Below are 12,485 nucleotides of genomic sequence, written 5' to 3'. Positions count from 1 at the left end.
GGTCGGGAGCCGCGAGATGTCAGCTCCGGTTGCCGTAATCCGGGCGGTTGAGGATCGCCGTCGACGGATCGATGCCGGTGACCACCGGCTTCTTGTCCTGCTCGACCGACAGCGTGAGGCCGAAGACCGCAGCGGCGCCCAGCAGCAGCCCGATCAGCACGCTCGCGGCGGCCGGCACCACAAATCTGGTCATCGGAACTCCTCTGGGTCACGCAGATACAGCGGCCAAACTAGCACGTTTGAGATCGGCAACGATTCTCCGGCGGACAACCGGCCGTGATACTGGAACCATTAGCTGGGTATCACCGGCAAGGTTGGGGGTCGACACATGACGACGCAGCGGGGCCTGTGGGTACTCGGTTTGGGTGAACACGGGACATGTCCGACCGTGAAGAGATCGGCATGGCGAGCGCATGCACGTGGTTGCCCACGACGGTCCGTGCGGAATAATGGCCGCCCATGACCGGTCCCTACAACTACGGACCGGCGCCGGACTACGACGCGGAGTTCGCCGCCGCGCACAATCCGGCGCTACCGCAGGATCAGCTGTTGCGGCTGTGGCATACGCGCCCCGATCTGCGTGAGGCCCTGGCGCAGTTGCCCGCGTGCCCGCCCAACCTGGCCGCACAGGTGAAGTTCTCCGATCCGTGGCGCGATCCCAATGCGCGGTCCCATCGTGGGGTCATCATGGCTTTCGCGACGCTGGCCGGCCTGCTGGTGATCGTCGGACTCGGCTACGTCGGGTATATGGCGGTACGTGGCGACGGCACCACCCAGCAGACACACGGGATGCTTCCACCGAATGACCCGAAGACGACGAGCAGCAGTGCCGCGATGACCACCACCGCGCCACCGCCGGTGCAATCGAGCCCGGTCAAGCCGGTGGATGTGTCCACCAACTGCGTTCAGGCCGAGGACGGTACCGACAGCAATGGAGTCAAGTACGTCTACGACCCCGCCAAGGCATTCGATAACGACCCACTGACCGCGTGGCGGTGCCAGTGGAAGGAACAGGACGGTCAGTCGATCACGGCCAAGTTCGATCACCCGACGCTGATCACCTCGGTCGGGCTGATCCCCGGATATGCCAAGACCGATATCGACGGATCGGACCGCTTTGCCCAGAACCGCAAGATCACCAGGGTGCGTTGGGAATTCGGTGACGGCAGCTCGGTCAAGCAGCAGGTGCCGGTGAGTCGTGCGTTGGCGAGTATCAAGGTGAACGTGGTGACCGATTCAGTCACGATGGTCATCGAGGCCACCGAGCCTGGCGTCTCGATTGTGAACAAGAGTGGCCAGCGCCAGGACGCCTTCAACGGACTGGTCTCGGTGAGCGAGATCGAGATCATGGGCACACAGCCCCCTGTCGGGGAAGGACCCGCACCAGCGCCTGCCCTGCCGCCGGCGCCTCCGGTGGGCGCCCCGCCGGCGATGCCGACACCGGGGCAGGCGCCTCCCGCACCGTCGCCGGCTCCTGCCGCGCCGACCTCACCTCCGGCGCCTCCGCGACCGTAGCGGCTCGTACCCAAAACCAGCCGAGCTCCTCTGAGTTCATTGCCGCCGAATTGCGGTTACGTTGGATCCATGGCCGAGCTCAACCGCAGGACCGTACTTACCACCGGGGCAATTGCGGCTGGTGCCGCCGCTGTCGGACTCGGGGGATACGAACTGCTCCGCAAGCCGGGGCGCAGCGACTCGTCGGCATCCGACGGGAGCAAGCCGAACATCTTGGTGATCGTGGTGGATCAGATGAGGGCCCCGCAGTGGTTCCCCGATATCCAAAAGCTCACCAGCATCTTGCCGAACCTGAGTCGATTGCAAAGGGACAGCGTTACTTTCGCCTCGCATTACACCGCGTCGAACATGTGCACCCCATCGCGGGGCGCCATGACGACGGGGCTGTACTCGCACCAGACCGGCTGCCTGTTCACCGGTGAGGGGCCCACCGAATCGAGCCTGGCTCCACAGTTCCCCACCTGGGGCACCATGCTGCGCCAGCAGGGCTACCGGACCTGGTGGTGGGGCAAGTGGCATCTGGGCAACTGGAGCGATAACACGCCTGAAGGTCTTGATGCACACGGCTTCTCGGGTGGAACATTCCCCTCGCCGAACGGCATGCCGAATCAGGGCCTGCAGAAGGACCCCGGGATCGTCGACCAGTTCGCAGGGTGGTTCGAGGCGGAGGCCGGTAAGGGGCCATGGTGCACCACCGTCTCTCTGGTAAACCCCCATGACATCTGCTGGTGGCCGAAGAATCCTCTCCCGGACGATGTTCCGCACTGGTTCGATGCGGTGCCCGTCAACTTCCAGACACCCGATGAGCTGCGGCAGCATCGCAAGCCGCAGCTGCAGATCGACTACGCGAACTTCATGTCGCCGATCATGACGGGCGAAGTGACCTACTCGGGCCCGGACCTGGCGCGTCAGTGGGCCCGTTGTCTGGATATGTACCTGTGGTTGCAACAACAGGTGGACGCCCAGATCGGCAGGGTGCTCGACAAGCTGGCGTCACGTCCAGAGATCGACGACAACACGGTCGTCGTCTTCACCTCCGATCATGGCGAGTACGCGGGCTCACATGGCTTGCGCGGCAAGGGAGCAGCCGCCTACGAGGAGGCCATCCGGGTTCCGCTGTACATTCGCGATCCGCACGGCGTGCTCACGCCCAAGCCGGGCGAGACGCGCACTCAGCTCACCTCCAGTGTCGACCTCGCACCCTTGCTGCTGACCATCGGATCCGGCGGAAACGGGTGGCGTTCGGATCCACGTTTCTCATACCTGTCCGCGCGCGCCGATATCGCCGACATCGCCGAAAACAATGCGGCGGGACGCAAGTGGATTGCGCACGTCACCGACGACATGTCGGTGGAGGAGATGGTCACCTTTCTCAAGGATCCGCGAACCCGCGCGGTGATGGGCGAGAACGCACCCACCGAGATCCCCACCTCGGCACCGAGTCACATCGTCGCGGTGCGTACCGCCGAAGCCAAGCTGGCCAACTATTCGTACTGGAAGCCCGGCGGTATGCAGATCGACACCGCGCGGCCCTCGGATCGCGAATTCTACGACTATTCAACGCCTTCCGGCCAGCAGGAGATCGAGAATCAGGCCGGACGAGGCGGCAAGGAAACCGAGCTGCAAGCTCTCATCGACAACGAGGTGTTGCCGGAGGTGCAAGCACCGCTACCGACCTTCCTGGGGCAGGCGCAAGAGCAGGGCCTGGCCGATATGCAAAAGCTGATGGCGGTGCGCGGCGGGTAGCGCATCCGGCGCGGGCTACTTGGGTGGCAGAGAAGCGGCGTAGGCCAACGCGCGTTTCACCCAGGGCTCCAGCTGGCGCTTGGTGCGCAACCCCTCGGCGTCGATGCTCAGCCATCCGTCCATCTCGCGGCCGCCCATCACCATCCGGCTCACGTGCGTCTTGGTGACCAGCGCTTCGGTGTCCTGAGGATCGCAGCGTGCCAGCAGCCCACTGCCGCGTCTCGCGGCAACCGTCATATGCCCATGCACCAGAAAGGCCAGTCCGCCGAACATCCGTTTCTCGGTGACGCCCTTGGTCGTGGCGATCACCTCGCGGATGCGTTCAACCAGGTCCTCGTCGTAGGCCACGGCTCAATTGTGGCGTGCTGTCGATTTCCGCACCGCTTGTTCGTGGTATCTGCGGGACACCCAACAGCAGAGAGGCACCATTGAACCGTGGCGCACGACGAGATCGGTCGCATCTTCCGCGAGGAGTACGGCCGCACCGTGGCGACGTTGATCCGCTATTTCAGCAGCATCGACCTCGCCGAGGACGCCGTGCAGGAGGCGTTCGAGGTGGCCATCGCCAAGTGGCCGCAGGACGGCATCCCGCCCAATCCCGGTGCCTGGATCACCACGACGGCACGCAACCGCGGCATCGACAAATTGCGCCGCGATCAGCGGCGCGACGAACTCTCCCGGGAAGCAACGGCTTTCGAAGAGCCTCAGCCCGAGCCGCGGGAGGTGGGGCCGGTGCAAGATGATCGTCTGAGACTCATCTTCACGTGCTGCCACCCGGCGCTGTCGCCGGAGGCGCAGGTCTCGCTGACGCTGCGCTTGCTCGGTGGGCTCACCACGCCGGAGATCGCCAACGCGTACCTGGTCTCCGAATCGACCATGGCAGCACGCATCACTCGCGCCAAGAAGAAGATCGCCGCGGCGGGCATTCCCTACCGGGTGCCGGTGGATCACGATCTGCCGGAACGGCTCTCTTCGGTGCTGGCTGCGCTCTACCTCGTCTACAACGAGGGTTACGCGGCCTCCTCGGGTGCCTCGCTGACGCGCACGGACCTATCCGTGGAGGCGATCCGGCTGGTGCGGCTGCTGGCGGATCTGATGCCCGACGAACCCGAAGCGTTGGGCCTGCTGGCGCTGCTGCTGTTGACCGAGGCCCGCCGCCCCGCGCGCACCGACGCCGACGGCGCACTGGTCTTGCTTGCCGATCAGGACCGCACCCGATGGAACCGCGCCATGATCGCCGAGGGGCACGAGCTGGTGCGCCGGTGCCTGCGCCGGGACGCTCCAGGTCCGTATCAGATCCAGGCGGCGATCAATGCCGTCCACGACGATGCGTCCTCGGCGGCGCTGACCGACTGGAGTCAGATCGTCAGTCTGTATGACCAGCTGGTGCGCTACACGCCCACCACCGTCGTGGCCCTGAATCGCGCCGTGGCCGTCGCCGAACGCGACGGTGCGGAAGCCGGGCTGGCAGCCATCGAACCGTTGCGCGACGACCTTGACCGCTACTACCCACTACATGCGGCGCGGGCGGATCTGCTTGCCAGGCTCCACCGAGACCGCGAGGCGGCCGAGGCGTATCGAAAAGCCTTGGAAATCACCGACAACGAGGTGTTCCGCAGGTATCTCGGAGACCGGCTGGCCCGGCTCGAACCCGGCACATGACACCATGGCCTCATGAGAATGCGTGCGGGCACAGTACTGACCGGTCTCGTCGTCGCGGCGCTTACCGCCTGCGGTGGCAATACCTCGGAGCCCGCGAAGGAGAGCACGTCCTCGACGAAGGCGCAGGCTCCGGCAACGGCCGCACCCGCCGCCGATCTGGCTTGTTTGAGCACCCGCGACCGGTTGGCGCAGCTGCTCATGGTGGGCGTCAAGGACGCCGACGACGCCCGTGCGCTGGTCCGTGACCACCACGTCGGCGGCATCTTCGTCGGCAGCTGGACCAAGAAGGAGATGCTGACCGACGGCTCCCTGCATGATGTCGTCACCGCGGGCCCGATCCCGGCTGCGGTGAGCGTTGACGAGGAGGGCGGCCGGGTATCGCGTCTCAAGGACCTCATCGGCCCGGCGCCCTCTGCCCGGGAGCTGGCCACTACCCAGACGCCGGAGCAGGTGCAGGCACTCAGCCAGGAACGTGCCCAGAAGATGAAGGAGCTGGGAATCACCATCGACTTCGCGCCCGACGCCGATGTGACCGATGGCGATCCCGATGGTGCGATCGGAGACCGCTCGTACAGCGGCGATCCGCAGAAGGTCACCGAATACGCCGAGGCCGCGGTGCGGGGGTATCAGGCCGGCGGCGTGCGCGCCGTGGTCAAGCACTTCCCCGGCCACGGCCACGCGTCGGGCGACTCGCACACCAACGGTGTGGTGACGCCGCCGCTGGAACAGCTGAAGGACAACGACTTGGTGCCGTACCGCTCGCTGGTTACCAGCGGAGCCGCGGTGATGATCGGCCACATGCAGGTGCCGGGACTCACCGGTGACGATCCGTCCAGCCTGAGCCCGGCCGCGGTTGACTTGCTGCGCAAGGGAACCGGATATGGGGCCCCGGCCTATGAAGGGGTCGTCTTCACCGACGATCTGTCTTCGATGGCTGCGATCACCGACCGGTTCCCGATCGAGGAAGCGGTGCTCAAGTCGATCAAAGCGGGCGTCGACTGGGCGCTGTGGGTGAGCACCGAGAAAGTCGGCGCGGTTCTCGATCGTCTCGAAGCTGCCTACAACGCAGGCGAACTGAACGGCGATGCGATCAACGCCTCGGTGCGCCGGGTACTGGCGTTCAAGGGTGTACCTGCCTGCGGTTAAGCCCCCAGTGTGACGGGAAGTCGTCGCAACCCGTGGATACCCATGCCGCTGAAGTACTCCGGTTCACCGGCAAGGGCTAGCCGCGGGAAGCGCTCGAAGAGCGATTGCAGTGCGGTGTGTAACTCGACGCGCGCCAACACCTGGCCCAGACACACGTGGATCCCCGTGCCCAGCGTGATGTTTTCGCGCGCGTTGGGCCGGGTGATATCGAAGACGTCGGGGTTCTCGAACGCCGCCGGGTCGCGGTTGGCCCCGCCGAGAAGGAGCAGCGCCGACTGGCCTGCCTCGATGGTGTGGCCTTCGATCTCGACGGTTTCGGTGGCCACCCGGGCCGACCACTGATTCGAGGTGTCATAGCGCATGAGTTCCTCGATGGCGTTGGGCCACAGACTCGGATCCGCCTGTAGCGCCGCCAGCTGTTCGGGGTGTCGCAGCAGCGTGACGATCGCCTTGCCCATCAGATGGGTGGTGGTGACGAAGCCCGCTCCCAGGAACACCGCGAAATACATCTTGAGTTCGAAATGGCTCAGATCGCTGCCGAGAAGTGCTGTGGCCAGTTCGCTTTCGGTTCCTTCCCGGCGTAGCCGGGTGACATGCGTCTCGAGATACTCGTTGATCTCACGCAAAGCTGCCGTGCCGTCCTGATACTCACGCCAGGAGGGTGCCGTGGTCGCAATCAGCTGGATGGCGCGGTTCATCACCGTATACAGCCTCGAGTAGTCCTGTGGCGGCACGGCGATCATCTCGCCGATCACGGCGATCGGGATCTTCGCGGTGAAATCCGCTATCAGGTCTGGACTCTGAGACTGCTGCAGCGCATCCAGGTGGCCGTTGGTCACGTCTTGGATGCGGCCGCGCAGGCTTTCGATCGCGCGCGGGGTGAAGGGAGCGGCGACAAGACGTCGCAGTCGTCCGTGGTCCGGGGGATCGGTGATCAGGATGGACGGGGGCTCAGCGGGATTGAGCAGCTGGGGATCGCTCCACGCGGCCAGTCTCTGAATGAGCGGCGAGGATGATCGGTGTTCGGGCTTGAAGGTGACGAACCGATTGTCGCGGAAGATCGTCCGAACGATCTGGGCGTCCGCCGTGAACCAGCCGTCTCCGAACTTCGACAGCCGCCCGCGTGCCCGGATTTTGTCGATGAACGTGTAGATATCCGCGGCGTGGGCGGTGTCGATGCCCAGCTGTGCGACGGGTTCTCCTCTGCGGGCAAGCCTTTTCAGGTACGCGCGAGCCATGCCGTGCGTCACCACCCAATGCGTGCGCTGTTTGATCCGGTCGTGCATCCATCCGATCCCCGTGTCGGCTCGCTCGATGCCGGATGGACACGAGCAACATCGAGATTAGCTGCTGGCCCGTACCCGAGCACGGCCGAGGTTTACCGGCAGACTGCCGAAGCCGTGCAGATTCACGTGCTTACCCGGAGTGGGATTGGCGGCCAAGGTGAGTTCGGGGAAGCGCTCGAAGAGGGACTGCAGTGCGACGACGCCTTCCATCCGGGCCAGGCTCGCCCCGAGGCAGACGTGGATACCGCTGCCGAACGCCACGTGATCACGGGCATTGGGACGGGTCACGTCGAACACGTCGGGCCGATCGAAAACGGCGGGGTCGCGGTTGGCTCCGCCGAGCAGCAGCACGGCCATGGAGCCGGCAGGCAGTGTGTGCCCTTCGAATTCGACGGTCTCGGTGGCGACTCGTCCGGTGACCTGCACGGGGGAGTCGTAACGCAGGACCTCTTCGACGGCGTTGGGCCAGCCCTCCGGATTCTCCCGTAGGTACGCAAGCTGTTCGGGGTGCCGCAGCAGGGCGACGATGCCGTTCCCGATGAGGTTGACCGTCGTTTCGAATCCTGCGCCGAGTAGCAGTGCCATGGTGGCCTTGAGCTCGCGGTCGTCCAGATCGCCGTCCCGCACGATGCTGGCCAGGATGCCGTCGACGGTGGGATCCGCGGCGAGCTCACGGCGCAGCCGGAGCAGATGGGCATCGAAGTAGTAGTCGATCTCGGAGAGCGCCTTGGTGGCGTCTCGATATGCCGGCCACGGCATGCCGATGTCCAGGAGCGCCGCGCCGTGGTTACCCCATTCCAGGAGGAAGGGGGCGTCTGCCCTTGGGACACCCAGCATCTCGGCGATGATCGCCACGGGCAGTTGGGAGGCGTAGTCGCCCAGTAGATCGGCGCGTTCGTCGCGTTCCAGGTTGTCGAGTAGCTCGACGGTCACCTCGCGGACCCGGTCCTCCAGTCTGCTCACCGCGCGCGGCGTGAAGGCCTTGGACACCAGCTTTCGAAATCGGGTGTGTTCGGGCGGATCGACGGCAAGCATCGCGGGTGGCTCGACCGGATTGGGCAGGCCCGGCTCGGTTCGCGTGTAGACCCAGCGGCTGAAGGCTGCGGGCAGGATGGGCGACGGCATGTTCGTCGGCGCCATGGTGATGAAGCGGTGATCGCGCAGGACCTCGCGCGTCAGCGCCAGCCCGGTGAAGACCAGGCCGCCCGCCCGGGTGGGCGCGACCGATCCGGTTGCCCGGATCTGCTCGATGTATCGATAGTGATTGTTGGCGCGGTCGGGGCCGAGGAAGAAGGCGGCCAACGGCAGCTTGTTCACCTGCGTGAGTAACGCGACGCGGCTGACGCCGTGCATGGTGGCCCACCGTGACCAGTACTTGATGTGGTCGCTGGTCCGCATATTCGCCTCCGACGCTGGATGCTATTTGTCACGAGTCTAATAGCGGTCCGGCGGGAAGGGAATGCCGAAAATGCCGCACCCGTCACATCGCTTCACCGAGGTGTCTAAGGGCACAGTGAACAATTTGCTCTCAGGGCTTTCTAGACGCGGCGTCTTATTGAGACTTCGAGTACCGTTTGCATCTGGTACGTCACGTACCATCTACGTTCGGTCGGGACCGTAGCAAAAGCGTGATGGCTTATTCATTGCTGCTTGTTGACCGGCTGTCGTAGTTGAGGCTACGCGGAGGTTGCAATGAAGGCACTGGTGTCGGGGTTGCGGGTCGAGGAGTACCTGGACGAGACGGGCGCTATATCGCTGCCGGACGGCTATACCGTGAACCATTATCTGGAGTGCGCCGTCGACGGGCCGCAGGACACCTTCGCCTACCGCTACGTGGACTACAGCAGCAACCCCGATGGCGAACCGGTGGATATGAATTGGCCGCAGCTCCGTACGCGTTCTCGTGCGGTGGCGGCGAGGCTCCAGCAAGTGACCAAACCGGGAGATCGGGTCGCGATACTGGCGCCGCAGGGCCTGGATTACGTGGTCGGCTTCTTCGCGGCCATCGAGGCCGGGAACATCGCCGTGCCGCTGTTTGCCCCGGAGCTTCCCGGGCACGCCGAACGGCTCGACGCGGTGCTTGCCGACGCCCAACCGACGGTCGTGCTGACCAACGAGGGGTCGGCTGAATCGGTTGGCGGCTTCATCCGCAGGCTGCCGCGCGATCGCCGCCCCCGGGTCCTGGCTGTCGACGGCGTTCCGGATTCGGTGGGTGCCACATACGTGAAGGTGACGCCGGATACCGACGACATCGCCTACCTGCAGTACACCTCCGGCTCGACGCGGGTGCCCGCCGGTGTCGAGATCACTCACCGGGCGGTCATGACCAACGTGCTGCAGATGATCATCTCGGTTGGTCTGGATGTCGATGTGCGGGGAGCGAGCTGGCTGCCGCTGTACCACGACATGGGCCTGCTGATGCTCATGTTCCCGCTGTGCGGCGGCCGGATGACGCTCATGTCCCCGATGTCGTTCGTGCGCCGGCCCGGCCGCTGGATTAAAGAGCTCGCGGCCGCCACCCATCTGGGCCGCACCTTCGGTGCGGCGCCGAACTTCGCCTTCGAGTTGGCTGCCGAGCGCGGCCTGCCCAAGGACGGAGAGACCCTGGACCTGAGTAACGTGGCCGGACTGATCAACGGGTCCGAGCCGGTCAGCATCGCCTCGATTCGCAAATTCAACGAGGCCTTTGTCCCATTTGGGTTGCCGTCCAACGCGATCAAGCCTTCTTATGGCATGGCCGAGGCGACGCTGTTCGTGTCCTCCATCGCCCCTGCCGCGGAGGCTTCCGTCATCTACGTGGATCGGGAGCAGCTCGGTGGCGGACATGTGGTCCATGTGGATGCTGCTCACGAGAACGCGGTGCCGCAGGTGTCCTGCGGACAGATCGCCCGCAGCCAGTGGGCGGTCATCGTGAACCCCGGCGACGAGACGGAGCTGCCCGACGGGCGCGTGGGCGAGATCTGGTTGCACGGCGACAACATCGGCCGTGGGTACTGGGGACGGATCGAGGAAACAGATCTGTCCTTCCGTAACAAGCTGCAGGCCCGCCTTGAGGCGGGCAGCCACGCGGCCGGCACCGAGCCGGGCGCAACCTGGTTCCGCACGGGCGATCTCGGCGTCTATGTGGACGGCGAGCTGTACATCACCGGCCGCGTGAAAGATCTGGTGATCGTGGACGGGCGTAACCACTATCCGCACGACATCGAGGCCACCGTCGAAGAGGCTTCCCCGGTCGTGCGGCGCGGATTCGTGGCGGCCTTCTCGGTGCCCGCCAACGAACTGCCCGCGAATGTCGATGCCGGGGACGGCACCGGAGAGAAGTTGGTCATCGTGGCCGAGCGGGCTGCAGGGGCCGGGCGAGCCGAGCCCGCCCCCATCGTGGAGGCGATCCGGGCCGCGGTCTCTCGCCGGCACACGCTGCCCGTCGCCGACGTCCAGCTTGTGCAAGCGGGGGCAATCCCCCGGACCAGTAGCGGAAAGATCGCACGTCGGGCCTGTCGCCAGAACTACCTCAACGGCAAGCTCTGAGATCTTCGGCGATCTTTTCGCCGATTTTCCGATGAGCTGTCGATTCCGCAGAGGTCTATTCGTGGTGAGGTTGAAGGGAAGCCGATAGGGCGCCCGAACACCAGATACGGATAGGAAAGGACGGCCATGAAGCAGTACCTGCTTTCGGTCCACAGCTACGCGGACAACGCGGTCAACTGGAGCGACGAGGACGTGCAGCAGCTATACGCCGATACCGGCGCGGTCAACGAGAAGATGAAGGAAGCCGGTGTCTGGGTCTTCGCCAACGGGCTGACCGAGCCGTCGGACGCCACGGTGGTCCGCAGTGTGGACGGCAAGGTCACCGCCACCGACGGCCCGTACCTGGAGACCAAGGAGCACCTCGGCGGTTTCTGGATCATCAACGCCGCCGACCTCGACGAGGCCCTGAAGTGGGCTGCCGAAGGATCGGCAGCCTGCCGTGAGCCCGTCGAGGTGCGCCCCTTCCAGGACGAGGTGGCCTGACATGAGCCGCTACCTACTGTCGATCGTCTACGCACCCGGCTCGGTTCAGCCCGACGAAGCCGCGCTGGAAACCATCGGTGCCGACGTGCAGGCGGTTACCCGACGCATGCAAGAGGCGGGGGTGTGGCTGTTCGCGGCCGGACTGCAGCCTGCCGATACGGCCACCGTGGTGACCGCCAACGCCTCCGGGCACACCGCCACCGATGGGCCGTACACGGAAACCAAGGAACAGCTCGGTGGATTCAGCATCATCGACGTGCCGACGCTGGCCGATGCTCAGCACTGGGCGGCCGAGGTATCCCGTGCGGTGTGGTGCCCCATCGAAGTGCGCGGCCTGGACCGGGGCTGCGGCGAGGTCGACTGAGATCAGGCCGACGAGGCGGGGCGGTCGCGTTCCAGCACCGCCTCGGCCTCGTTGGCCTGTTGCAGCAGGATCGGATCGACGGTGTCATCGAGCGCCCGAGCCAGTAGTCGCGAGGCCAGCGTGACGGTCAGTTGCTTTGCCTGCGAGGCATTTTCGGCGATCTTTTCCCAGTCTTCCGACGCGTAACCGGATTCGACGAATGGCTGCCACACATCGGTCACGTAGGCGCCGAGGAGCAGCTGCGCGATTTGATGCTGCAGCTTGTCTACCTCGCGCAGGGTCTCGGTGATGCGGGACAGGGACATGCCCGCGGCGACCAACAGCTCCACCGCGTCGAGAGTCTCGGCATCGCGAATCGAGACGGTCGCCGCGTCGACGTCGGTGACCAGCTCGACGGTTGCGAGTGCGACATCGGCGCCCTGGCCGACGCGCGCGATCAACTCAGCGCGCGGCATGACCACCGGCTCGCCGGTGGAGAAGGGGCTGAGGGCCTCGGCGACCATCTTGCGGACACTGTCCTCGGAGCCATTGCCGGAATCGATGACCCGGCGAATGACGTCCAGCGGAAAGCCCTGAGATTTCAAGTTCTTGACGTGGTTGATGATCGCGACGTGCTCGTCGGAGTAGATCCCCACGCGTCCGCGCTTCTCGGGAGGGGGGACTAGTCCAAGCGTCTGCCACTCGCGGATGTTGCGCGCCGTCATGGCCACCCGCTGCGCCAGCTGGTCGATTGTCAGGTCCATCAGGGAAAAGAT

Annotated in this window: 12 protein-coding genes; 7 read left to right on the top strand and 5 right to left on the bottom strand. The window is 65.2% G+C overall.

Features of this window, described 5'->3' with window-relative positions; all coding sequences use genetic code 11:
- Positions 1 to 19 precede the first annotated feature (19 nt).
- Complete coding sequence (locus tag MYCSP_RS21120; RefSeq protein WP_005063958.1) at positions 20 to 193, bottom strand: DUF2613 domain-containing protein; 174 nt, start codon at positions 191 to 193, stop codon at positions 20 to 22.
- A gap of 266 nt (positions 194 to 459) precedes the next feature.
- Between MYCSP_RS21120 and MYCSP_RS21115 the strand changes: the two genes are divergently transcribed.
- Both MYCSP_RS21115 and MYCSP_RS21110 read left to right on the top strand, forming a co-directional pair.
- Complete coding sequence (locus MYCSP_RS21115) at positions 460 to 1,515, top strand: NADase-type glycan-binding domain-containing protein (RefSeq protein WP_070911830.1); 1,056 nt, start codon at positions 460 to 462, stop codon at positions 1,513 to 1,515.
- A gap of 69 nt (positions 1,516 to 1,584) precedes the next feature.
- Positions 1,585 to 3,261: a sulfatase-like hydrolase/transferase gene (locus MYCSP_RS21110; RefSeq protein ID WP_083014245.1), complete on the top strand. Its 1,677-nt coding sequence runs from the start codon at positions 1,585 to 1,587 to the stop codon at positions 3,259 to 3,261.
- A 15-nt stretch (positions 3,262 to 3,276) separates the two neighbouring features.
- Here MYCSP_RS21110 and MYCSP_RS21105 read toward each other — a convergent pair whose 3' ends face one another.
- On the bottom strand, positions 3,277 to 3,609 hold the full coding sequence (locus tag MYCSP_RS21105) for a TfoX/Sxy family protein (protein WP_070911832.1): 333 nt from the start codon (positions 3,607 to 3,609) through the stop codon (positions 3,277 to 3,279).
- 87 nt (positions 3,610 to 3,696) lie between these two features.
- Here MYCSP_RS21105 and MYCSP_RS21100 point away from each other — a divergent pair, with 87 nt between their 5' ends.
- Positions 3,697 to 4,923 (top strand): RNA polymerase sigma factor, encoded by a 1,227-nt coding sequence (locus MYCSP_RS21100; protein ID WP_088415016.1) that lies wholly within the window; start codon positions 3,697 to 3,699, stop codon positions 4,921 to 4,923.
- Positions 4,924 to 4,941: 18 nt separating this feature from the next.
- Positions 4,942 to 6,069, top strand: a complete 1,128-nt coding sequence (locus MYCSP_RS21095) for a glycoside hydrolase family 3 N-terminal domain-containing protein (protein WP_088415014.1) — start codon at positions 4,942 to 4,944, stop codon at positions 6,067 to 6,069.
- On the opposite strand, the gene MYCSP_RS21090 is transcribed toward MYCSP_RS21095, so the two are convergent.
- Together MYCSP_RS21090 and MYCSP_RS21085 are read right to left on the bottom strand one after the other, a co-directional pair.
- On the bottom strand, positions 6,066 to 7,355 hold the full coding sequence (locus tag MYCSP_RS21090; protein ID WP_083014251.1) for a cytochrome P450: 1,290 nt from the start codon (positions 7,353 to 7,355) through the stop codon (positions 6,066 to 6,068). The genes MYCSP_RS21095 and MYCSP_RS21090 overlap by 4 nt on opposite strands.
- 57 nt (positions 7,356 to 7,412) lie before the next feature.
- Positions 7,413 to 8,753, bottom strand: a complete 1,341-nt coding sequence (locus tag MYCSP_RS21085; protein WP_083014253.1) for a cytochrome P450 — start codon at positions 8,751 to 8,753, stop codon at positions 7,413 to 7,415.
- Positions 8,754 to 9,047: 294 nt separating this feature from the next.
- On the opposite strand from MYCSP_RS21085, the gene MYCSP_RS21080 reads away from it, so the two are divergent.
- From MYCSP_RS21080 to MYCSP_RS21070, 3 genes are all read left to right on the top strand, one after another.
- Positions 9,048 to 10,883, top strand: a complete 1,836-nt coding sequence (locus MYCSP_RS21080) for a fatty acyl-AMP ligase (RefSeq protein WP_088415012.1) — start codon at positions 9,048 to 9,050, stop codon at positions 10,881 to 10,883.
- A gap of 126 nt (positions 10,884 to 11,009) precedes the next feature.
- Positions 11,010 to 11,366: a YciI family protein gene (locus MYCSP_RS21075; RefSeq protein ID WP_070911838.1), complete on the top strand. Its 357-nt coding sequence runs from the start codon at positions 11,010 to 11,012 to the stop codon at positions 11,364 to 11,366.
- Position 11,367: 1 nt separating this feature from the next.
- On the top strand, positions 11,368 to 11,730 hold the full coding sequence (locus tag MYCSP_RS21070) for a YciI family protein (RefSeq protein ID WP_083014259.1): 363 nt from the start codon (positions 11,368 to 11,370) through the stop codon (positions 11,728 to 11,730).
- 2 nt (positions 11,731 to 11,732) lie between these two features.
- Here MYCSP_RS21070 and MYCSP_RS21065 read toward each other — a convergent pair whose 3' ends face one another.
- Entirely contained in the window at positions 11,733 to 12,473 is a 741-nt protein-coding gene (locus MYCSP_RS21065) for a MerR family transcriptional regulator (RefSeq protein WP_083014261.1), read from the bottom strand.
- Positions 12,474 to 12,485: the final 12 nt, after the last annotated feature.

Source organism: Mycobacteroides saopaulense (assembly GCF_001456355.1).
GTDB lineage: Bacteria > Actinomycetota > Actinomycetes > Mycobacteriales > Mycobacteriaceae > Mycobacterium > Mycobacterium saopaulense.
This window is presented reverse-complemented; position numbering and strand designations above follow the sequence as displayed.